The organism is Candidatus Pantoea symbiotica (assembly GCF_056491525.1).
In genome coordinates, this window is the sequence record NZ_JBSZHR010000002.1 from 2,704,157 (window position 1) to 2,726,028 (window position 21,872).

Below are 21,872 nucleotides of genomic sequence, written 5' to 3' on the forward strand. Positions count from 1 at the left end.
TGGCGACTCAATGAGTCGCCATTTTTTATTGCGAATCGATATCTTTCAGATCATCCTGAATCGCGCTGGCGTTCGGATTATCTTCCGGCTTCAGCTTACCGCCGTTGGCGATAAAGTCATGTCGCTGGAAGTAGGCATTACGAATGAAGGCATATGGATCTTGCTGCTGACGCAAAATGGCGTCTGAATCCAGCAACTGCGCACGGGTTTCAATCCCTTCCAGCGTCCATTTGCCCACCGAAATCGGCCAGCTCAACCAGCTTAATACCGGATAGAGCGTATCAACGAAGTCACCGCCATCTTCACGGATGGTGAAGCTGCCGTAGGCCGGCAATTCAACATACGGACCATAACCGACGCCATAACGTCCCAGCGTGCTACCAAAGCGATGCGGCACTTCACGCGCCAGCTCCGGATTGGCTTTGCCCGCCACGTCGATAAAGCCACCCAGCCCTAATACGGTGTTCAGGAAGAAGCGGGTAAAGTGGATACCTGCCTGGCGCGGCTCACCAACCAGAATGGCGTTGACCATGCTGGCAGGTTCTTCCACGTTAGCTAATACATTACTTATGCCGCTACGTGCCGGAACCGGCACATAATCGCGCCAGGCTACCGCCACCGGGCGCAGAACATACGGATCCAGCACGTTGTAGTTGAAGTTAAACATCGTGCGGTTAAAGCCTTCCAGCGGATCGCTGCGCTGCGCAGGTTCCGTATTGTCAGCCGGTTTTGAGCTGGCACAACCTACCAGCAGTAAGCTGGCTAACGCCAAACTTGTCAGGCGGTTATTCATTCTTCTCTCCCTGTGCGGATCAGTAAGGTATCGCTTCAGGGCTGCTGTTGATTAATTTCCACAGCCAGTTGCTGATGACCATTCCAGGGTGTGACCGCGCTTAATCCAAACCAGTCGCCAGACTGCGGATTGGCACTGCCGTCGCGCGAAATGCGCACCCTGACTTGCACCTGATGCTGCGCCGAAAGCAGGCGATCGGGCATCATGGCATTGCTGTCATCTAGCGTGAGCGATAACGGGAAGTGGCTCAGCGGTAAACGCTTCACAGCCACAGGCACCGGTGAAACACCGTCAGACACAGAAATATACAACACTCCGCCTTGCGGTAACATTTTTTCTGCCTGCGGCGTCAAACTCACCGTCAATGCCAGATTACTATTTTGCTGTCCCGCGTCGGTTTTCGCTTGTTCAATGCTGCGCTCGATCATGGTGATGCGGCGGTCGCCTGCCGGTAACAGTTTCAGCATCACCTGCCACGCACCAATCGCCTCGTTGTACTGCTGCTGTTCAAAGGCGTTAAACGCCAGCAGACTCAGCGTGCGCACATCGCTGTGATCGCGTTTGAGCAGCTCTTTCAGCAACACGTTGGCCTGACGATTGTCCTGCGGATCGCTGGAGCGCGTCAGCACTTCGGCGTAATCCTGCTGCAGTTCGATATTGTCTGGCGCCAGCTGCAGCGCATGTTCAAATGCCTGGCTGGCATCGGTGGCGTTATTCAGCACCATGCCAAGTCGGCCCAGCATCGCCCAATCGTTAAGGTTCGTAGAGTCATTTTGCAGCGAACTGCGCAGACCCAGCTGCAGACGCGCCAACTCTTCCATAGTCAGCGGCTGCGCTTTGGGATCCATCACGCGCGCACGTAAGGCAGGATACTCTTGTTGCACGCTAACAAACGCGGTTTGCTGCGCCAGTCCGCCGGTTTTCAGATACATGCCAACCGACACCACCAACAGCACAATCACGCCCGGCAGCAATACCCAGCGGCTGCTGCGATGAATGGTGGCAGCATCCTGCTGCGGCACATCGGTTAACAGCGTTTGTTGCAGCTCGCGCACCATTTCCGGGCGCTCAGCCACCACGCCCTCTTCTTCATCACGCTCCAGCTCGCGCAGGCGCTGCTGATAGAAATCGGTGTTGAGACGATCGCGATCGCCACTGCTGGCCTCGCGCTGACGCCAGCCGGCACGCAGAAACAGCGCGATAGCCGCCAGCAGTAAAATAATCAGGGTAATCCAGAATCCAGTCATTACGGCTTCCCGTCACGCTTAAGTAACGCCGCAAGGCGCTGTTGTTCACTGTCGTCGAGTTCGCTACGCGCTCTGCCGCGGCGATTGCGCAGAATAATGATCAGCGCGCCCAGCACCACAAACAGCGCTGGACCCACCCACAAAATCAGCGTGGAAGGTGTTACCGGCGGCTCATACGTCACGAAATTACCGTAACGCGCCACCATGTAATCAATGATCTGCTGGCGATTTTCGCCCTGCTTCATCAACTCGTAGACTTTGAGCCGCATATCAGCCGCGATCATCGCATTGGAATCGGCAATGCTGTTGTTCTGGCATTTCGGGCAACGCAACGATGCGGTGAGATCGCGGTATTGCTCTTCCTGCTGCACCGAATCGAATTGATAAGTATCAATCGCCGCCCACAGGCTAGTGCTGAGCAGTATTCCCGCTAAAAGGAGAAGCAGCCGTTTCATACGCCCGCCTCCTTGCTGTATTTGTCCCACAGCGGTTTCACTTCTTCGAGCCAGACGCGATCGTTCATGTCGCCTGCGTGGCGATAACGAATGATCCCTTTGCCGTCGATCAGGAAAGTTTCCGGCGCGCCGTAAACGCCAAGATCCAGACCAAGCATCCCGTTGCCGTCATACAGGCTAAGCGCATACGGATTACCCAGCGTGTTCAGCCAGGTCACCGCTTTGGTACGATCGTCCTTATAATTCAGGCCAACCACGCGAATGCCTTTTTCCGCCAGCGTATTGAGGTATTGATGCTCAGCGCGGCAGGTTGGGCACCAGGTCGCCCAGACATTGAGTAGAATCGGCTTGCCGTCGGTTAGCACCTGCTGATCGTAGATTTTACCGGGCTGATCCAGCGCTTCGAGTTTGAACACTGGAACCGGCTTGCCGATCAGCGCCGACTCAAGACGCGTGGGATCATCGCCGTTGGCGTTGCGCGACAGCTGCCACAGCAGCGCCGCAGCCAGCAGCAGAAACAGAACTAACGGGATAAACAGGATTTTTTTGTTCATGCCAGCTCCTCGCGCTCTTCTTTTTTACGTGAGCGATAGCGCGGATCGAACAGGCAGAACAAGCCGCCCACCGCCATAAACACGCCGCCGTACCAGATCCAGCGCACGAACGGTTTGTAGTAAATCCGCACTGCCCATGAACCGTCGTCCAGCTCTTCGCCCAGCGCCGCATAGAGATCGCGGGTGAAACCGCCGCTGATCGCCGCTTCGGTCATCATGGTGCGCGCTGCTGCATAGAAGCGTTTTTCCGCCTGCATCACCGCTTCCAGCTTACCGTTGCGCGTCACTTCAATCACCGCCACGCCGCCGCTGTAGTTCGGCCCTTGCAGATTGCGCACGCCGTGGAAGGTAAAGTGGTAATTGTGGATATCGACGGTATCGCCCGCCTTCATGCGTACATCACGCTCAACGCTGTATTGAGTGCTAAAGGCGATACCGACCACGGTCACCGCCACGCCCAAATGCCCCAGCACCATGCCCCAATGGCTGCGCGACAGATGACGCAAACCTTTGAAGAAGGCGTGACGATTGGTGGCGCGCTCGTGCAGTTCCATCAACGTCAGCATGATCACCCAGATCGACATCAGCAGGCCGATAACCGTCATCGCCTCAATGCGATCCTGCAGCAGCCACGGCAGCGCGATCGACAGAATCAGCGTGACCAACAGGCCAACGCCAAGGCGTTTCCACAGTTTCTGTGGCTGGTCACGACGCCAGCGCACCAGCGGACCGATACCGAGCATCAGCGCGAACGGTGCCATCAGCCAGGTAAACATGGTGTTAAAGAACGGTTCGCCCACCGAGATGCTGCCGAGACCCAGCTGTTTATGCACCAGCGGCAGCAGCGTGCCGAGTAACACCACCAGCATCGCGGCGATCAGCAGCACGTTGTTACCCAGCAGGAAGGATTCGCGTGACCAGGCTTCACTCTGCACACGGCTGCGCACCTGACCGCCTTTCAGCGCGTACAGCAGCAGCGAACTGCCAATCACAATCACCAGGAAGGCGAGAATAAACATGCCGCGCGCCGGATCGGAGGCGAACGAGTGCACGGAAACCAGCACGCCGGAGCGCACGAGGAAAGTGCCAAGCAGGCTTAATGAGAACGCGGTGATCGCCAGCAATACCGTCCACGATTTGAAGCTACCGCGTTTTTCCGTTACCGCCAGCGAGTGCATCAGCGCGGTACCGGCCAGCCACGGCATAAAGGAGGCGTTTTCGACCGGATCCCAGAACCACCAGCCGCCCCAGCCGAGTTCGTAATAGGCCCATGCCGAACCGAGCACGATGCCGATGGTCAGGAACACCCACGCGGCGGTGGTCCACGGACGTGACCAGCGCGCCCATGCGGTATCCAGACGTCCGGCCATCAGCGAGGCAATGGCAAACGCAAACGCCACCGAGAATCCAACGTAACCCATGTACAGCAGCGGCGGATGGAAGATCAGACCGATGTCCTGCAGCATCGGGTTGAGGTCGCGCCCGTCAATCGGGAAGTTTGGCAAAGTGCGGGTAAACGGATTCGAGGTGAGAATAATAAACAGCAGGAAGCCGAGATTAATCATGCCCATCACCGCCAGCACGCGCGCCAGCGCATCCTGCGGCATGCCGCGACTGAAGATCGCCACCGCCAGCGTCCAGGTGCTGAGCAGCAGCACCCACAACAACAGTGAACCTTCGTGCGCGCCCCAGGTTGCGGCGATGCGATAGTAAACCGGCAACAAGGTGTTGGAGTTGGTGGCGACATAGCCAACGGTGAAATCATTCACCACAAAGGCGTGCACCAACACGGCAAAGGAGGCGGCGACACAAATAAACATGCCCCAGGTTAGCGGGCGCGCCATCGCCATCAAACGTGCATCCTGACGCGCAGCGCCCCATAGCGGATAGACACTCAACAGTAGCGCTAAACCCAGCGCCAGACACAGCAGGAAGCTACCAATTTCCGGCATCATGATTGCGCACCTGACTGCTGATAAGCTGCCGCAGGTCCCGTGTGATTCTTCTTCATCGCATCTTCAATTTCAGGTGGCGTGTATTTCTCATCGTGTTTCGCCAGCACTTCTTTGGCGTTCACCAGATTGCCCTCTTCGAGCACACCTTGCGCCACCACGCCCTGCCCTTCACGGAACAGGTCCGGCAGAATGCCTTCATAAGTAACACTGACCACGCCGTTGGCGTCATACAGTTTGAAAGAGACCGCGAGGGTTTTTGGATCGCGCTTAACGCTGCCCGGCATCACCATGCCGCCAATGCGCAGGCGCTGGCCCGGCTCAGGCTTCTGATGATCTTCGCCCTTGCCGTTGATAATTTCACTCGGGGTATAAAACAGGTCGATGTTGGAACGCAGCGCGTACATCACCAGCGCGGTCGCCAGGCCAAGCCCGATCAACACCGCGATCGCCACATATAGGCGATTACGACGACGGATATTCACACGGATTCTCCCGCTGCTTCATCGGCAGCTTTTTTCGATTTAGCCGCGCGAATGCGGCGCTCCCTGGACTGACGCTGGCGAATGTCCGCCAGCAAACGGCGGCGGAACAGCACGGTGTGCAGCACCAGGCCGAATAATGGGATCAACGTGAGGATAACGGCAAGCCAGACGTAAAAGGCATAGCCGCCCATGGCGAAGAAATCGCTCCACGATGCAAAGGCTGGCGTCATGATTTGCTTCCTCGCTGCGCCACATCAATCGCCCACGGACGATGACGCTCAGTAAACAGAATCAGGTTACGCAGGCGCATTAAGGTCAGTGCACCAAACACCAGCAGATAGCCGAGAATGGACCAGCGCAGCGGTGTGCGCATGCTCGGATCGATGGCCTGCTGCAGAATACCGGATGAGCCCTGATGCAGCGTGTTCCACCACTGTACCGAGAAGTGAATGATCGGCAGATTAACCACGCCAACCAGAATCAAAATACCGGCAGCGCGCCCGGCGGTGCGGCGATCTTCAAAGGAGTGATAGAGCGCGATAACGCCCATATAGAGGAACAGCAGCACCAGCTCGGATGTCAGGCGGGCATCCCAGATCCACCAGGTTCCCCACATCGGTTTACCCCAGGCGGAACCGGTGATCAGCGCGACAAAGGTGAACACCGCGCCAATTGGCGCCATCGCCGCTGAAACCAGATCGGCCATCTTCATCTGCCACACCAGGCCGATAAACGCTGCGATAGCCATTGACGCGTACACGCCCATCGACCACATCGCCGCAGGCACGTGAATGTACATAATCCGGAAGCTGTTGCCCTGCTGATAATCCGCCGGTGCAAAGCCGAAGCCCCAAACCCAACCGAGTAACAGCGTGCCAACACCCAGCACCGCGAACCACGGAATTAAGCGACCGCATAGCTGGTAAAGCCGCTCAGGCTTTGCCCACTGGTGTAACCATTTCCACATTTTGCATAGCTCACAATAAAGAGAATTCAGGTTTCGGCCGCTCTGAGGCGACACGATTTAATGCAGACTGATACGCAAAGCCGCTGCTGTCGCAAACGGCGACAGCGTTGCGCTGACGGCCAGCATCGCGCCGAGAATCGCCAGATAACCACCAATCGGCAATCCCATTCCGGCGGCATCAATCGCCGCGCTGGCGAATATCAAAACCGGTATCGACAACGGCAATACCAGCAAACTCAGTAATACACCGCCGCGCCGCAGCCCAACGGTTAATCCGGTACCAATTGCGCCGAGAAAGCTCAGCGTTGGCGTGCCAAGTAGCAGCGTTAATGCCATCGCGCGCCAGCCGGCAAAATCCAGCGACAGCAACAATGCCGCCAGCGGCGACAGTAAAATCAGCGGTAGCCCGGTAATCAGCCAGTGAGCAATCACTTTGCCCAGCACGGTGACCGGCAACGGCGTTGGCAACAGAAGTAGTTGCTCAAGCGAACCATCAAGAAAATCGTCACGAAACAGCCGCTCCAGCGCCAGCAATGAGGCCAGTAACGCGGCAACCCACGCTACGCCCGGCGCAATGCGCGCCAGCTGCTGCGGCTCCGGTCCGATACCTAACGGAAACAGCGTGATAACAATCAGGAAAAACCACAGCGGATTGATCACTTCCGCGCCGCTGCGAAAGGCGATTTTTAATTCGCGCTGAATGACCCGGCCTAACATCAAGCCCACTCCGAAGTAAGACGAATTTTACGCACGCGCGCGCTGTTATCGGGCAGATCCTGATGCGTGGTCAGAATCACCGCTCCGCCGTTATCGGCATGGGTGGCGAATCGCGCCATTAATTTTTCTACGCCGCCTTTATCGATGGCGGTTAAGGGCTCATCGAGGATCCATACCGACGCCGGGCTGAGCCACAGGCGGGCTAATGCCACGCGCCGCTGCTGTCCGGCAGAGAGTTGCGCCACCGGCACCTCTTCAAAACCCAGCAGATCGACCTGCTCAAGCGCATCAAAAATCGCGTCTTCATTGCTGCTGCCGTGCCAGAAATGCAGGTTCTCCAGCGGTGAGAGTACCGATTTCACGCCGGGGTGATGGCCGAGATAGAGCAGATTTTGTTGCCATATTTCGCGCTGCTGACGAATAGGCTGTGACTGCCACATCACGTCGCCCTCTTCCGCCCGGCTTAATCCCGCCAGCAGGCGTAGCAGCGAGGTTTTCCCGGCTCCGTTTGGCCCTTCAATTTGCACAATGTCACCCGGTTGCACACGGAAGCTCAACCCATGAAACAAGGTTCGCTCATCACGAACGCATGAGAGATTAATGACTTCGAGCATAGAAGGGAGAATCACGGCAATGAATGAGGCGGCGATAATACCACATTGAATCTGTGGGCCGAAGTCTGTGAGCTGGCTCCCACTTACCCCAAATGGGGTATTCGTGCGCATCAGATCAAGAAATTGCTCAAAAAACCGACTCGGTTAAAATTTCGTTACTCTTAAATTGAATCTTCGTAACAAATTGACCTTGCCAAAACCAGCTACGCTTATTACGCAATGGCATTATCACCCGAGGGAAACATGAAACAATCACCATCGATTTCAAAGAGTGACAACGATGTAGAGAGTGAAGAGAAGGAGCAAGGCAAGGAGATTGAAGTCGATGAAGATGCTCTGCCCTCGCAGGCTGCTGCAATTCATGAGGAGATACGTCAGGACGGTGAAAAAGAGCTTGAGCGCGACGGTATGGCGCTGCTTTGGTCTGCGGTAGCGGCGGGATTGTCGATGAGCGCTTCGCTGATGGCGAAAGGCATTTTTCAGGTCCACCTCAAAGGCGTGCCCGGCGCATTTTTACTGGAAAATTTGGGTTATACCTTTGGCTTTGTCATTGTGATTATGGCGCGCCAGCAACTGTTCACCGAGAACACCGTTACCGCCGTTTTACCGGTAATGCACAAACCCACCGGCAGCAACTTTGCGCTGCTGTTGCGTCTCTGGTGCGTGGTGCTGCTCGGCAATCTGATTGGTACCGCATTGGGCGCGCTGGCCTTTAATCATATGCCGATATTCGACGATGCGACGCGTCAGGCATTTACCGCCATCAGTGAAAAAGTGATGGTCAATTCACCCAGCGAAATGTTCGCCAATGCGGTGATTTCCGGCTGGATTATCGCCACCATGGTGTGGATGTTCCCGTATGCGGGCGCAGCAAAAATTGTGGTGATCGTCATGATGACCTGGCTGGTGGCGTTAGGGGATTTAGCGCATATCGTGGTCGGTTCGGTCGAGGTGCTTTATCTGGTGTTTGCCGGCACGCTGCCGTGGTACGAATTCTTCTGGCCATTTGCTCTGCCAACGCTGCTTGGCAACATCACGGGCGGTACGCTGATATTTGCCTTGATTAGCCATGCGCAGATTCGTAACGATATGAGTGAAGCGGCGAAAGCCAAAGCGCGTGCGGAACAGAAGCGGAAAGAGAAGCAAAAACAGGCGTAAGCCTGGTCTTAAATTGCTGATAGATTGAGCAAACAACCGCTGCATAGTTAAAATCAGGTTCGCGGTGCGCTATACTGCGCGCCCGGCGTCTCCTTAGTTAAATGGATATAACGAGCCCCTCCTAAGGGCTAGTTGCAGGTTCGATTCCTGCAGGGGACACTTTTTGCAAGTCTCAGCTTGTCTCGTAAAGCCTAAAATCCCTTCTAAAACATACTTATACACCACGCATCATGTCCAGCACCGTCCAAGAAAGTTCAATGTAATCTATACACAGATGTGTATAAAATTGCGTATAACTCAGTTCGATCTTTTTTCTATACACATGCTGCTATCTGATATTCAAATTAAACGTGCTAAGCCGCAAGACAAGCCCTATACGCTCAACGATGGCGCAGGGCTGTCTCTGTTGGTTGATGTCAATGGTGCTAAGGGCTGGCGCTTCTGTTACCGCTTTGTAGGCAAACCCAAAATGATCTCATTTGGCGTTTACGGGGAAGTTTCGCTTGCCGAGGCACGCCGCAAAAGTGAGGAGGCGCGTGCGATGCTAGCTAAGGGGATCAATCCCAGCGACGCACGTAAAGCCGATAAAATAGCGCTGCGTTTCTCGCATGAGAATAGCTTTGAAGCCGTTGCCAGAGAATGGCACAGCGGTAAGAAGTCAACCTGGACGGATGGCTATGCTAAAGAAGTTTTAGGCTGCCTTGAACGCGAAATTTTTCCTTACATTGGCCACAGGCCCATTGAGCTAATAGAGCAGCTAGAGCTATTGGCCGTGCTGCAAAAAAAAAGAGAACCGAGGCCCACTTGAGCAGGCAAGCAAGATCCGCCGCCGCTGCGGTGAAGTCCTGCGTTTTACTGTTGTAACTGGCCGAGCAAAGTACAATTTTGCTCCCAATTTGGCCATCGCCTTAAACAAGCCAAAACAGAACCACTTCCCATTCCTGACATAAAAAAGAAATCCCAGCTTTTGTTGAAGCGCTTGAAGGCTATCAGGGCAGCTTAATGACTAGATACGCAACTCAGCTACTTATGCTTACTGGTGTCCGCACTGTTGCACTCCGAGAGGCTTCATGGTGTAAGTTTGATTTGGATAACGCTCTATGGGAAATCCCGAAAGAACGAATGCAATATCTAACAGGAAGGCGTGAGGTGATTAAATGGTATAGTAACATGCTTCTAAATTTATTTGGTTGTGACTGTCACATCACAACCAATTATCTTATTTTTTTGGTGAGATTATATAATTAGCCAGTTCATTAAAACCCTTATCATCAGTGTTAGATGGAGCTTTAATCTTACCTTTAATTATATCTCTAATATCATTCAGGTTTTTCCTTGAGAGATAAATCAAAATATTATTAACGGTTGATGATTTATTAGTTGAAATCAATGACACCTGATCAATTCTTGCAAGAAAATCTTTGACATCATTGAAGTTCTTTAAAATAACCCCAGATCTAATGCTTATTTTCAGATCATTTAAAAGGATGTATTTATCTGGATCACTTAATTTCAACTTATTTAAGACATTCTCCGCACTTATAGTTGCGCTGACATTATCTCGCTTTGACTTAGCAGTACTGGATTCAATTTTGTTTTCAGAGAATATATCGATCACTGATATTCTGTTGACCTCAGCGATTACATTAGCATATTCAGTAGAAGTTAAACCTTCTTTGATAGCTAACACTTGTAAAATTGCGATTTTTTCTTTCTTACTAATCATAGACCGACCTCATTGAGGAATTCTTCTGCAACTAAATCGAACTCATCTTTAACGTAATCCCTAGCATGCTTAGTCCTGAAGATAGGACTACCATCCCTTGAGCCTGTTGGATACGAATCAGAGTGGTACGCCTGATTAGCCAAAACGGGCCAATTGAATTGTAGTGCCAACTCCTTCACATTGCTAATTGACTGGATGTGCTCTGGAGAGGTTCCCGTTCTCTTCGAATCATTGAACACAATTCCAGCCATGTCTAAGCTTTGCTTAGGATTTCTCAATTTAAATTCATTCACTGAGCGGGCTAATAAAGGGAGACCAATTGTTGCTAAAAACTCAGGTTTTACTGGAACAAATATGTATCTACTTGAAAGGTACGCAGCTGTGGTTAAAATCGATTCTGTTGGAGCACAATCAATCAAAATCAAATCATATCGGTCTGCAACCTTTGCTATAAACTGAGGAAGCAGGCTAGCTTTTTCTGTTGGATTCTTTAAAGTCCATGCTAACTCTAGACTAGAAGCAACAAGATGAATACAACTTTCATCAGCCCAATCTTTAAACTCATGAATCATATCATCTGGATTTAATACAGCAGGAGATCCAGTTTTCCTATCAGGGGATGAATATTGTTCAAAGATTTCAACAACAGTCTTATTTTGATCATTAAGGAAGCTAAGATATTTTTCAGCTCCCATAAAATATTGGCTGAGATTAGCTTGCGGATCTAAGTCAATCGCCAAAACCTTCAAATTTCTGATCCATGCAGAGTACCATGCTAAATTAAAAGTTAATGTAGTTTTACCAACACCACCTTTCATATTAATCATTGAAACAACTACTGCCATTATAATCTCCTTATTTAACGATGAGTTAATAACTAAATATATGTATTTAACAAACCTAATGACAACAGGTCATAGATTAACGTCTAAACATAAAAAAATCTTTACATTTTTAATGTTCATCGTCGTTACATCATTTAACGCAAATTTAAACGAAAAAACTATGATATGACCAAAACGGCGCTACACCGCACCCGCCTGCGGTTTCTGTATCAAGAAATTATTTCATTTTCGCTTTTCTTCAAAGCACCATTTCCGCCCGCTGCAGCAGGGGGTTTACGACTCATACCCCTAACTGAAATTAATGAAAGGAATCTCACTCTTTTCAGTTTTGCAACAACTTCAAGTCACCCAAAATTAGTTCAACTTATTGATATTTATTGAAATTTTATTTTTACGTGATCAAGAAAATGAATCTCAGTCAAAATGAATGGCATATAATGCATTGATATTTAATGACTTTATTAAAAGGTCTACTGAGATATTTCATCCAAAAAGTAAGCCGGGCGCTCACGTTCTACCCGGCATAGTAATTAACTCTTAATCTCTTCCTCTTTGAGTAACTCAAGCACCTGTTTACGCTCATCCCGACCAAGTGCGTTTAGCAGCTCCCTTACCCTCCCATCTCCAGCTAACGCACTGGGACTGATGGTTTGTGAAAGCGAGACGTTCATTAAAAGGTGTGCCCACATTCCAGATTTGTGCACTGGCAATAAACATCCGACAGCTGAGGATGCTTTCTGTTGGTTTTGCGTATCGTTGCGTCCGCTAGACAAACTGGGCAAGTCATTTTCATTATTCGCATGGTGGTTCCTTCAAACATGCCCGCCAGAATGAAGGCATTTGGCACGGCACACCAGATTCTCATCGTTCTCCCGCTTAAAACAGCCATCTCGCCAGAGCAAGTGTCAGTCCAGCGGTACTCATTATTCCCGCCACAATCCATTTCGTTTGTTGGTTTATCGCCTGATGAAGATCGCTTTTAGTGGCATAGTTCGATTTGATCACCGCAATGTCCGTTTTCATCAGCGCCATATTGGTTTTGATATCGTCGATATCCGCTTCCAGCATTGAAACACGCTTTTCCATGATCACTCCTTACTCATCAATTCACTCAAAACAACCAGCGAGCCAGTGCCAGCGTCATACCCGCAGTACTCATCATCCCCGCGACTATCCATTTTGTCTGCTTGCTCAACTCCTGATGAATTCTCCCAATATCCTGATGCACTTTACCGAACGCCTGATAAAGATCGCTCTTGGTGACGTAATTCGATTTGATCACCGCGATATCCGTTTTCATTTCATGAATATCCGCTTCAAGCTTTGATACGCGCTTTTCCATGTTCACTCCTTGATCATTCACTTAAAACAACCAGCGAGCCAGCCCCAACGTCATACCTGCGGTGCTCATCATGCCCGCCACGATCCATTTCGTCTGTTTGCTGATCTCCTGGTGAATTTTGCCGATCTCCTGATGAAACTCACTTTTGGTGACGTAATTCGATTTGATCACCGCAATATCCATTTTCACCTGGGCCATATCGGTTTTAAGACCATCAATATCCGCTTCCAGCTTTGAAACGCGCTTTTCCATAATTACGGCCTCTCGTAACTTGTCATTGTAATCAATGCGATAGCTTAATACTCCTGCGAAGCATCCTACTCCAAAATCCATGGAAAAAATGCCCTACTGAATGTGAGAATGCCTAACTGAGAGATGTGTTCAGAAAAAAACAGGGATTATTGCAGCGGATTACATCGGTTTAAGAGTGAGATCGTAATCAGGCCTGATCATGCCGCCATGCCGATGGCGTTACGCCATATAGTTGACGAAAGCGGTTACTGAAGTGACTTGAGGAGTGAAAACCGCAGCGCAGCGCGATTTCTGTTAGCGGTAAACGGCTGAATTTCAGTAGCTGCAACGCAGCATCCATGCGGCAGCGCATCACATATTGGTGCGGTGCCTCGCCAACGCTGCTACGGAACATGCGTGCAAAATGGTATTCGCTCAGTGCCGCTTCGGCAGCCAGCTGCGCCAGCGTTAACGGCTGATCGAGCTGCGCATCAATATACGCCATCACTCGCCTTAACACGGCGGGCGCCAGTCCGCCACGCACCTGCGGCGCTTGCCATTGCACATCGCTGTAGCGTTGCAACAGATGCGTCATCAACAAGGTTGAGGCGCTGCTGAGCATCAATTGATTCGCCGGCTGTTGCCAGTCACTGCTCAGCAAGAAGTGACGATAAAGTTGGGTGATACGATCGTCCGCCGCGAAGATCTTTTCATGCAGATTGAGCTGCGACGGACTGCGGTCCCAGATCTGTTCGCCCAGATGGCGCAGATGTTCATCGGTGCAGTAGAGATGCACAAACGATAAATCGGCACGAATATCCCACACCGATTCAACTCCGCTCGGCATCAGGCAAAAGCGATCCGGGCCACCGCCGTTGCGCCAGCCGTGCTGGGTTTTATGCCAGGTTTCATAGCCGTCGGCGGTATACAGGCTCAACGTGTGATGATCGCTAAGATTGGTGACGCGATCGCCGCTGTTAAACCAGGCCGCCAGCTTAATGCCGCTCGACAACTGCACGCTGTCGCGCAGCTGCGCTTTGTGGCGCTGTAGCATGTTGAAGGTCTGGTAATCGGCCATGGTTGATATCACTCGCAGTTCATGAGCGCCTAGTGTACGGATCTCCGCAGACAGAAAACAGGTCACAGCCGGACGCAAAAGTAAAAAGCGCAAGATTTTGCAATTGCCGCGCAAAAACGTGCAAGCCGCGCGTTGCTTTTCACGCCACACTGCGGGCCAGATTGTGTCGGAGAGTGCGTTATGAATGTGATGTTATACCTTGCCGTGGTGATGATTTGGGGAACCACGTGGATTGCCATTTTCCTGCAGCAGGAAGCGGCTGATACGCCGGTTCTGGTGGCGGTATTTTGGCGCTTCTTACTGGCGTCGCTGGTGATGCTGGTGATCCTCAAACTGCTGCGTCGGCTGCGAACGCTGGATAAGCGCGATCATCTGTTTTGTCTGCTGCAGGGCTGCTGCGTGTTTGGTTTCAACTTTGTCTGCTTCTATCATGCTGCCGCGTGGATCAGCAGCGGACTGGAGTCGGTGATCTTCTCGATGGCCGTGCTGTATAACGCGCTCAACAGCTGGATCTTCTTCCGTCAGCGCCCTTCGTTTCGCCTGTTGCCAGCGGCGGTGCTTGGCCTGGGCGGCATTGTTGCGCTGTTCTGGAATGATATTCAGGCGGCGCATCCCGCTCCGCAATTGCTGTGGGGCGTAGGCCTCAGCGCACTTGGCACGCTAGGCTTCTCCTTCGGCAATATGATTTCAATGCGCCATCAGCGTCGTCAACTCGATATTCTGACCACCAATAGCTACGCGATGCTGTATGGCGCTTTGGTGATGGCCGCACTGGCGTTAGTGAATGGCGATTCACTGGCACCCGCGCTAAATATGCAGTGGTTGGGTGCGATGAGTTATCTGGCAATATTTGGTTCGGTATTGGGATTTGGCGCCTACTTCACGCTAGTCGGTCGCATTGGTGCCAGTCAGGCCGCCTACAGCACCTTGCTGTTCCCGCTGGTAGCGCTCACGCTCTCCACGCTTTATGAAGGTTATCAATGGCATAGCAATGCGATTATCGGATTGGTGATGATTCTGGCGGGGAATATGGTGATGTTTGTACGCTGGCCGACGATGGGTCGATTACGTACCGCCTAAATAACGAGAGCGGGCATTGCGCCCGCTCTTTTGTTCCTCTAACGCCAGCCCTGAACGCCGATATTGAGCTGGTGAGGTTTAGTTATGGCTTTTCTGGCAATCCAGTAAAGCAGGACGCGTTCATCATCTTTGTCGCGGTCGGCCATTGCCAGTAATTTCAGCGACAACGTGGATTTGTTCACTGGTTGATGCTCATCGCTTAACTCGATCACCGCCTGACCGATAATGCAGCAAACCTCATCCTCATTAGACGCGGATTCATATGTTCGGTCTTTCATATTTCCTCCTCTTGAATGAATTCTAAGCCTGGCAAACATCCGCGACTTTGCAGGCATTATGGCGCGATCGATACAAATACTTACACATGGTTACCCGTAGCAACCGCTACGCTTTAAATGACATCACTTACTGTCATCACAATGTCATTCATACCCGTTTAGCTGCATTTCATGCCACCGTCGGGTTCATTCACGCCACGGTTTCCCCCGCACGCGCGAGAGCAACTTATTATCTCCACAGATTCCGCTTTCTCGAGTGAGAGATAAAAATGACAACAGCAACCCCCGCGAATTACCAACGTACCCGCACGTCGACCCTTATCGGCACCATTATCACGCAGTTCGCTTTGGGCTCGGTTTATACCTGGAGCCTGTTTAACGGCCCGCTGGCAAATAAGCTGGATGCGCCTATCAGTGAAGTGGCGTTCTCGTTTGGTTTGCTCAGTCTTGGCCTGGCGATCGCTTCTTCGCTTGCCGGGAAATTGCAGGAACGCTTTGGCGTGCGCAACGTCACCATCGGCGCGGGCATTTTGATGGCTGTCGGTTTCTGGCTGACCGCGCATGCCGATAATCTGATGATGCTCTACCTCAGCGCCGGGATATTGGTGGGACTGGCCGATGGTGCCGGATATCTGATGACGCTCTCTAACTGCGTGAAGTGGTTCCCGGAGCGCAAAGGGCTCATTTCGGCCTGCTCAATTGGTGCGTATGGGTTGGGTAGCCTCGGCTTCAAATTCATCTGCGGCGCACTGCTGAGCGCACAAGGTCTGGAGAATACCTTCATGATCTGGGGCGTGCTGGCGATGAGCATGATCATTGTCGGCGCGTTGCTGATGCGTGATGCGCCAATGCAGAAGAGCAGCGGCAATGCGCAGTTGGAAGCCAAAGATTACACGCTGGCGCAATCGGTGCGTTTACCGCAGTACTGGATGCTGGCGCTGATGTTCCTGACTGCCTGCATGAGCGGCCTGTACGTGATTGGCGTGGCAAAAGATATTGGTGAAGGCATGGTGCATCTTAGTGCGCAAACCGCAGCCAATGCGGTTACGGTGATTGCGATTGCCAACCTTAGTGGTCGCCTGATTCTTGGCGTGCTGTCGGATAAAATGGCGCGCATCCGCGTGATTACGCTGGCGCAAATTGTCTCGCTGGTGGGCATGAGCATTCTGTTGTTCACCCATATGAACGAATCGACCTTCTTCCTCTCCTTAGCCTGCGTAGCCTTCAGCTTCGGTGGCACCATTACTGTGTTCCCATCGCTGGTCAGCGATTTCTTTGGTTTGAACAATCTGACCAAAAACTATGGATTGATTTACCTTGGCTTCGGTATCGGCAGCGTGCTGGGTTCACTGGTTGCCTCCGCCTTTGGTGGCTTCACCGTCACCTTCAGCCTGATTATGACCTTGCTGGTGATTTCACTGGTGTTGTCGCTGAGCATCCGTCTGCCAAATCGCCAAAACGTGGCAGAACCTTTACTGCATAATTAAGTTCGCTGGGATACCGCACTAATTCGCGGCATCCCATTTCTCCACAATTGATCCACAATAAACCGTTAATTGAGAACCACTATTATTAATTCTTGCCTTTCGGAGTAATCTCGCTATTATTAGCAGGCATTCAGCTTATTCCGATTGGTTTATTTTACCCCGCGACTTTTTTAGCATTTAATTGACACACTCCGTAATACATTCAGCAATAACTCTACATTTCCTGCATCTTCACTCCACTATTCCCCTGTAATCTGGCGTCATTGGAACAGAGGAGGACTCTCCATGAAGAAAGTTATTAAGGTTGCATCGGTTGTAGCCATTATGACGATGTTGAGTGGCTGTATTATCGATCATCATCGTGGAGGCGGCGGCCCAGGTTGGGGCCATCATGGTGGCGGCGGCTGGCATCATGGGTACGGCGGCTATGGACACCGCAGATAGTTGGGCAAAGAACATACACAGCAAATAATAAGAAAATAAAAAGGGCGGGGAATTATCCCGCCCTATTTTTTTAGCTTTTTACCGCGTAATTACATTGATACCAGGCTTTCTTTAATCCGGGCAAATGGCTATTTTGCGACGGCAGTGATTCCACCTTATCAAATCCACGCTGACTGCAATAATTCGCAAGGTCGATCTCCATTGCGTCTTTATTCAGCGTGTGCGGATCGTAACGATACTGCACGGTATTTGAGCTGGTATCTTCATCGACACGCTCAAATCCTCCTGGTTTGCTGACGCTACAACCGGCCAGCATAAAAAGCGCCATTGCGCTAATTAGCATTTTTTTCATTAGGGTTTCCTCTAAAGCGTCGCAGTCTAAAATGCAACGCCGCGCTTATCTATAGGATTAAAGCGCGAAATGTCCGGGATTAGTGAAGCTTTTGCCAATCAAATCGATAAAACCAAACGGTTTCCCTTATCAACTCGGCGGTGCGATTATGTACCCAGACAAAACGAAGTCTGCACCACACCAGGTGAGTTAATAATAAACATACTGATAGTGACCTTCATGCCCGCGCTGAGCGGGCTTTTTTTTGCCCGCTAACCGGTAAGGCTGACCATCTTACGTAAAAGATTGGCCGCTTGTTTGTCAGGCAATGCGAGAATCCCGCTATAGAGATCAATCGACATCGCGCACATTGCGCCGCGATCGACCGCGGTATCCGCCGGCATGTTCAGCTGTTGCAGTCGATCGCCCCACTTGCCATACAGCTTTTCCACCACGCTTTGCAGATCGCGCTGCGCGGCAGCCTGATCCAGCTGCTGTTCATTGCCGGTGCTTTGCTGTAGCAGTGTTTCGAGCGCCTGCGCATCGCGCTGATTCAATTCCGGTGACAGCACCTGTTGCAAATTGACGCCGCCATTCACCTGCGGATAGAGGAAACGGAAGCAGCGCTGCGGTTCCTGCTGCTGCAACGCCTGCATCTCCTCGACCGAGACGCGGATGTAATCAATAATCGCCGCATCGCTGGCACGTGTCAGACGTTGATTGACCAGATCCATCAACCAGCCGCGCATATCCCCCAGCGCCTGATCGGCAGGAACGCCTTCCAGCCGTTTATGCAGCAGTTCGCGATTGAGCAACTGCCACAATGCCGGTTCCTGAATTTTTAGCAGACGATAACCGGGCGCGAGGCTGAGTTGGGTTGCCACCTCTTCCACCAGCGCCTGACGCTCCTGACGCGGATGCAGCCAGCTGAACCACAGCAGATTCGCCAAAATCAGCGGCAAGATAAACAACAGCACGCCTTGCCACAGTCGTAAAGAAGTGGTGCGCACCAGCAGAATAATAATGATCGCCAGCAGCGCGAACGCCGCTAGCGTAATCGGAAAAAGCGAGAGCATCGAACGGGGTTAATCCTTACGCACATCGATTAAAACGGGGCAATTGGCGCGCTCAATCACTGCGGCGCTGACCGAACCTTTCAGCAGACGATTAAATGGCGACAGATGGCGGCGCCCCATGATGATCATGCTGGCATGCAAGAGTGTGGATTGCGCCACAATGGTTTCCGCCGCTTCACCGGCCAGAATCAATCCCTTTGCCGCCACGCCCGCGCGCAGCAGCGGCGCCAGCGCATGACGCACCACCATTTCGGCGGTGTTCTGCTCATCTTTCGCCGCCACAAAGTCATCCGGGTCTTCACCGGCATCAATCTCAATCGGTTGATTGCAGGAGGAGTAAGCGGGATCAACGCAGCACAGCACCGTGACCTGCGCCTGATGCGCCAGCGCTTGTTCAATGGTCAATGCAATCACTTTTTCCGCCACCGGAGAGTTATCGATGGCCATCAGCAAGGTTTTCATCAGTTGGTTATCCTTCCACAGCGGTCATTTTGCCAATTTCACGAATCAAGGCGTCTTTGCACTTGATGATTTGCTCACGATAGTGCGCTTCCTGCTTATGAAAACGCGCCGTCGGCACCAGCAATGAGATGGAGAAGCGGCCAAACAACGTATCAATGGCAACCGCCATGGTCGAAATGCCCTCCAGCGTCTCGCCGCGATCGATCGCCAATCCGCTGGCGCGCACTTCGGCAATCAGCTCCAGCAATTGCGGCAGGGTTTTCACCGTCATCTCGGTTAACTCTTTATAGGCTTCGCCCACCATCACGCGCACATCTTCATCGCTCTCCAGCGCCAACAACGCGCGGCCGCCCGATGTGCTGTAGAGCGGCAGATTCAGACCAATGCGCGGCACCACACGCAGTTCGCGCGAGGCCACCACATAATGCACGATCGCCAGCTGCGTGCCGCTGGCCCGCGCCAGCGATACCGTTTCATTGATTTCGGCAGAGAGTTGTTCGAGGAACGGACGCACGATTTCCACCACGTCGCTGTGCACGCTGGAGATCAGCTTGAGCAGCGCCGGACCGAGACGTAAACCGCCGGCACCGCTGCTGCGTACCAGCTGTGCGCTGTCCAGTGCGCCAATAATGCGCTGCACCGTTGAGCGCGGCAGATCAACCACCTGCGCAATTTCACCCAAACTCATGCCGCCGGGATGCTCACCCAGCGCATTCAGAATTTTTGCCGCACGCGCGATGACCTGAATGCCACCCGCTTTTTCATCCTCACGGCTTGAGGGAAGTTCAACCATGATGCGTTCCTTTTTGGCCTGCCCTACTTTAACGCGAATGATCGCACTTTTACACCCTGTATCACATTGCAATACAGCATATCGATATGTAAGATGCCATCTGTATCACATCGCAATACACTGCATCAACAATAGAACGAGAAGCCTGCTATGAACGCCCAGCCCATTGCGGCTCCGGCACCCCATCCGTTTACTCTGCGCCTGGCGCTGGGATTGGTTGGCGTGCTGATTGCCGCGCTCACATCGGGATTAAACGATCGCGTCACCGATATCGCGCTAGCCGATATCCGCGCCGCCATCGGCATCAGTTACGATCAAGGCAGCTGGATCATCTCCGCGTACCAGGCTGCTGAAGTGGCGGCAATGATGATTGCGCCCTGGTTCGCCGTCACCTTTTCTTTGCGCCGTTTTGCGCTCACCGTCTCGGCCGGATTTATGCTGAGCGGCCTGCTGCTGCCGCTGATGCCCAATGCCACGCTATTTATCGCCTTGCGCGTGGTACAGGGATTGTTTGGCGGTGCGCTGCCGCCGATGCTGATGACCGTTGCGTTGCGCTTCCTGCCGCCGCCGATCAAATTATACGGTTTAGCAGGTTATGCGCTGACGGCCACCTTCGGCCCGAATATGGCCGCTTCGCTGGCGGCGTTCTGGACCGATGACGTCAGTTGGCTGTTTGTCTTCTGGCAAGTAGTGCCGGCAATGCTGATTGCCATGCTGCTGATTAGCTGGGGTTTACCGCAGGATCCGCTGCGCCTCGAGCGTTTAAAACAGATCGATCTGTTTGGCATGCTAACCGGTTGTTCCGGTATGGCGCTGCTGATTCTGGCACTGACGCAGGGCGAGCGGCTCGACTGGCTCGAATCGCCGTTATTCAGCGGCCTATTATTCAGCGCGCTGGCGTTGCTGACTGTGTTCTTTATTAATGAATGGTTTCACCCGCTGCCGCTGTTCAAATTGCAGATGCTGGGACGGCGCAATCTCGCGCACGGCTTGCTGGTGCTGGCGGGCGTTTTGATTCTGTCACTGTCAGGATCGGCGCTGCCGTCGGCCTATCTGGCGCAGGTGCAAGGTTTCCGCACGCTGCAGTTCGCCCCGCTGGCGCTGACCATTGGCTTGCCGCAGCTGCTGATCGCCCCTTTTGTTGCCGCGCTGCTGAATATTCGCTGGGTGGATTGTCGCTGGATGTTGACGGCGGGCGTGGCGCTGTTGGTGACGTCCTGCCTGATGGGCATGCACATCACTACCGATTGGGCGCGGCAGAATTTCTGGCTGATGCAGATTCTGCAGGCGTTCGGTCAGCCGATGGTGATTTTGCCAGTGCTGATGAGTGCCACCAGCGTGGTCGCGCCGCCGGAAGGCCCGTTCGCCTCGGCGATGTTCAACACCGTGCGCGGCTTCTCCAGCATCGCCGCGGGCACACTGGTGGAGTGGTTTATCAGCCATCGTGAAAAATTCCACTCCAACGTGCTGGTCGATAGCGCCGCCAGCCGTGCGTGGCTGATGAGCGCACCGAACAGCGCGCAATCCAGCAGCAGCTTGCCGTTGCTGCCAGACGGCAGCGCCAGCAGCGCAGAAAACCTCAGCGGCTTCGCCACCTTGCTGAAGCAGCAGGCGATGGTGCTGAGCCTGAGTGATTGCTACCAGATGCTGATTGCCTTCGCCGCCCTGCTTTTACTGTTAACCGCCTGGCTGCCGAAACGCGTGTGGCCACCGCAAACTCTGATTCAACCTGTTACGACGACGTCGAGATAATTGAT

At 52.7% G+C, this 21,872-nt stretch carries 26 protein-coding genes, 1 tRNA gene and 1 pseudogene; 6 read left to right on the forward strand and 22 right to left on the reverse strand.

The features are described 5' to 3' along the window. Positions 1–25 precede the first annotated feature (25 nt). From mlaA to ccmA, 10 genes are read right to left on the reverse strand one after another with little or no spacing between them, the layout of a single operon-like run. The gene (gene mlaA / locus ACXIZX_RS13115) at positions 26–793 is read right to left on the reverse strand and encodes a phospholipid-binding lipoprotein MlaA (RefSeq protein ID WP_479404330.1); all 768 of its coding nucleotides are present in this window, start codon (positions 791–793) and stop codon (positions 26–28) included. A gap of 35 nt (positions 794–828) precedes the next feature. After that, positions 829–2,040 (reverse strand): c-type cytochrome biogenesis protein CcmI, encoded by a 1,212-nt coding sequence (ccmI, locus tag ACXIZX_RS13120; RefSeq protein ID WP_061717874.1) that lies wholly within the window; start codon positions 2,038–2,040, stop codon positions 829–831. Then, complete coding sequence (locus tag ACXIZX_RS13125; RefSeq protein ID WP_008101286.1) at positions 2,040–2,495, reverse strand: cytochrome c-type biogenesis protein; 456 nt, start codon at positions 2,493–2,495, stop codon at positions 2,040–2,042. The genes ccmI and ACXIZX_RS13125 overlap by 1 nt, the downstream gene beginning before the upstream one ends. Further along, positions 2,492–3,049: a DsbE family thiol:disulfide interchange protein gene (locus ACXIZX_RS13130; RefSeq protein WP_061717875.1), complete on the reverse strand. Its 558-nt coding sequence runs from the start codon at positions 3,047–3,049 to the stop codon at positions 2,492–2,494. The genes ACXIZX_RS13125 and ACXIZX_RS13130 overlap by 4 nt, the downstream gene beginning before the upstream one ends. After that, positions 3,046–5,004, reverse strand: a complete 1,959-nt coding sequence (locus ACXIZX_RS13135; protein ID WP_479404331.1) for a heme lyase CcmF/NrfE family subunit — start codon at positions 5,002–5,004, stop codon at positions 3,046–3,048. The genes ACXIZX_RS13130 and ACXIZX_RS13135 overlap by 4 nt, the downstream gene beginning before the upstream one ends. Further along, the gene (gene ccmE, locus ACXIZX_RS13140) at positions 5,001–5,486 is read right to left on the reverse strand and encodes a cytochrome c maturation protein CcmE (protein WP_008101293.1); all 486 of its coding nucleotides are present in this window, start codon (positions 5,484–5,486) and stop codon (positions 5,001–5,003) included. The genes ACXIZX_RS13135 and ccmE overlap by 4 nt, the downstream gene beginning before the upstream one ends. Next, positions 5,483–5,716: a heme exporter protein CcmD gene (ccmD, locus tag ACXIZX_RS13145; protein ID WP_061717878.1), complete on the reverse strand. Its 234-nt coding sequence runs from the start codon at positions 5,714–5,716 to the stop codon at positions 5,483–5,485. Before ccmD ends, ccmE begins: the two co-directional genes overlap by 4 nt. Continuing rightward, positions 5,713–6,453, reverse strand: a complete 741-nt coding sequence (locus tag ACXIZX_RS13150) for a heme ABC transporter permease (protein WP_061717879.1) — start codon at positions 6,451–6,453, stop codon at positions 5,713–5,715. The genes ccmD and ACXIZX_RS13150 overlap by 4 nt, the downstream gene beginning before the upstream one ends. Before the next feature lie 57 nt (positions 6,454–6,510). Beyond that, positions 6,511–7,170: a heme exporter protein CcmB gene (gene ccmB, locus ACXIZX_RS13155; protein WP_008101298.1), complete on the reverse strand. Its 660-nt coding sequence runs from the start codon at positions 7,168–7,170 to the stop codon at positions 6,511–6,513. After that, positions 7,170–7,784 carry a cytochrome c biogenesis heme-transporting ATPase CcmA gene (gene ccmA, locus ACXIZX_RS13160; RefSeq protein WP_061717880.1) on the reverse strand — a complete coding sequence of 205 codons (615 nt, stop codon included), beginning with the start codon at positions 7,782–7,784 and terminating at the stop codon, positions 7,170–7,172. Before ccmA ends, ccmB begins: the two co-directional genes overlap by 1 nt. A gap of 243 nt (positions 7,785–8,027) precedes the next feature. Here ccmA and ACXIZX_RS13165 point away from each other — a divergent pair, with 243 nt between their 5' ends. The 3 genes and pseudogenes from ACXIZX_RS13165 to ACXIZX_RS13175 all read left to right on the forward strand — a co-directional run. Beyond that, positions 8,028–8,942, forward strand: coding sequence for a formate/nitrite transporter family protein (locus ACXIZX_RS13165; protein WP_479404332.1), 915 nt, complete (start codon positions 8,028–8,030; stop codon positions 8,940–8,942). Between the two features lie 87 nt (positions 8,943–9,029). Further along, a tRNA-Arg gene (locus ACXIZX_RS13170) sits at positions 9,030–9,101 on the forward strand. Between the two features lie 163 nt (positions 9,102–9,264). Beyond that, a pseudogene (locus ACXIZX_RS13175) lies at positions 9,265–10,070 on the forward strand (tyrosine-type recombinase/integrase); the annotation flags it as partial. 91 nt (positions 10,071–10,161) lie between these two features. Here the strand turns inward: ACXIZX_RS13175 and ACXIZX_RS13180 are convergent. The 7 genes from ACXIZX_RS13180 to ACXIZX_RS13210 form a co-directional block, all read right to left on the reverse strand. Beyond that, a complete protein-coding gene (locus ACXIZX_RS13180) occupies positions 10,162–10,668 on the reverse strand; it encodes a hypothetical protein (RefSeq protein ID WP_479404333.1) in 507 nt (168 codons plus the stop codon). Beyond that, complete coding sequence (locus ACXIZX_RS13185) at positions 10,665–11,513, reverse strand: ParA family protein (protein ID WP_479404334.1); 849 nt, start codon at positions 11,511–11,513, stop codon at positions 10,665–10,667. The genes ACXIZX_RS13180 and ACXIZX_RS13185 overlap by 4 nt, the downstream gene beginning before the upstream one ends. A gap of 670 nt (positions 11,514–12,183) precedes the next feature. Continuing rightward, the gene (locus ACXIZX_RS13190; RefSeq protein ID WP_479404335.1) at positions 12,184–12,456 is read right to left on the reverse strand and encodes an ogr/Delta-like zinc finger family protein; all 273 of its coding nucleotides are present in this window, start codon (positions 12,454–12,456) and stop codon (positions 12,184–12,186) included. Next, complete coding sequence (locus tag ACXIZX_RS13195) at positions 12,390–12,599, reverse strand: hypothetical protein (protein WP_479404336.1); 210 nt, start codon at positions 12,597–12,599, stop codon at positions 12,390–12,392. The genes ACXIZX_RS13190 and ACXIZX_RS13195 overlap by 67 nt, the downstream gene beginning before the upstream one ends. 25 nt (positions 12,600–12,624) lie before the next feature. Next, positions 12,625–12,855 (reverse strand): hypothetical protein, encoded by a 231-nt coding sequence (locus tag ACXIZX_RS13200; RefSeq protein WP_479404337.1) that lies wholly within the window; start codon positions 12,853–12,855, stop codon positions 12,625–12,627. Between the two features lie 21 nt (positions 12,856–12,876). Beyond that, on the reverse strand, positions 12,877–13,107 hold the full coding sequence (locus tag ACXIZX_RS13205) for a hypothetical protein (protein ID WP_036647387.1): 231 nt from the start codon (positions 13,105–13,107) through the stop codon (positions 12,877–12,879). 187 nt (positions 13,108–13,294) lie between these two features. Beyond that, complete coding sequence (locus ACXIZX_RS13210; protein ID WP_479404338.1) at positions 13,295–14,164, reverse strand: AraC family transcriptional regulator; 870 nt, start codon at positions 14,162–14,164, stop codon at positions 13,295–13,297. A 180-nt stretch (positions 14,165–14,344) separates the two neighbouring features. Between ACXIZX_RS13210 and ACXIZX_RS13215 the strand changes: the two genes are divergently transcribed. After that, positions 14,345–15,244 carry a DMT family transporter gene (locus tag ACXIZX_RS13215; protein ID WP_479404339.1) on the forward strand — a complete coding sequence of 300 codons (900 nt, stop codon included), beginning with the start codon at positions 14,345–14,347 and terminating at the stop codon, positions 15,242–15,244. Between the two features lie 38 nt (positions 15,245–15,282). Here the strand turns inward: ACXIZX_RS13215 and ACXIZX_RS13220 are convergent, their stop codons facing one another. Further along, a complete protein-coding gene (locus ACXIZX_RS13220) occupies positions 15,283–15,522 on the reverse strand; it encodes a hypothetical protein (RefSeq protein ID WP_008101313.1) in 240 nt (79 codons plus the stop codon). 269 nt (positions 15,523–15,791) lie between these two features. Here ACXIZX_RS13220 and ACXIZX_RS13225 point away from each other — a divergent pair, with 269 nt between their 5' ends. Then, the gene (locus ACXIZX_RS13225) at positions 15,792–17,009 is read left to right on the forward strand and encodes an L-lactate MFS transporter (RefSeq protein WP_479404340.1); all 1,218 of its coding nucleotides are present in this window, start codon (positions 15,792–15,794) and stop codon (positions 17,007–17,009) included. 514 nt (positions 17,010–17,523) lie between these two features. On the opposite strand, the gene ACXIZX_RS13230 is transcribed toward ACXIZX_RS13225, so the two are convergent. The 4 genes from ACXIZX_RS13230 to ACXIZX_RS13245 all read right to left on the reverse strand — a co-directional run bounded on the left by ACXIZX_RS13230 (position 17,524) and on the right by ACXIZX_RS13245 (position 20,115). Continuing rightward, a complete protein-coding gene (locus tag ACXIZX_RS13230; RefSeq protein ID WP_154190406.1) occupies positions 17,524–17,805 on the reverse strand; it encodes a putative periplasmic lipoprotein in 282 nt (93 codons plus the stop codon). A 251-nt stretch (positions 17,806–18,056) separates the two neighbouring features. Further along, positions 18,057–18,860, reverse strand: coding sequence for a hypothetical protein (locus ACXIZX_RS13235; protein ID WP_479404341.1), 804 nt, complete (start codon positions 18,858–18,860; stop codon positions 18,057–18,059). A 9-nt stretch (positions 18,861–18,869) separates the two neighbouring features. Beyond that, complete coding sequence (locus ACXIZX_RS13240; protein WP_101763602.1) at positions 18,870–19,322, reverse strand: universal stress protein; 453 nt, start codon at positions 19,320–19,322, stop codon at positions 18,870–18,872. Between the two features lie 7 nt (positions 19,323–19,329). Continuing rightward, on the reverse strand, positions 19,330–20,115 hold the full coding sequence (locus ACXIZX_RS13245; protein WP_008101326.1) for an IclR family transcriptional regulator: 786 nt from the start codon (positions 20,113–20,115) through the stop codon (positions 19,330–19,332). A gap of 150 nt (positions 20,116–20,265) precedes the next feature. Here ACXIZX_RS13245 and ACXIZX_RS13250 point away from each other — a divergent pair, with 150 nt between their 5' ends. Then, a complete protein-coding gene (locus tag ACXIZX_RS13250) occupies positions 20,266–21,867 on the forward strand; it encodes an MFS transporter (RefSeq protein ID WP_479404342.1) in 1,602 nt (533 codons plus the stop codon). Positions 21,868–21,872: the final 5 nt, after the last annotated feature.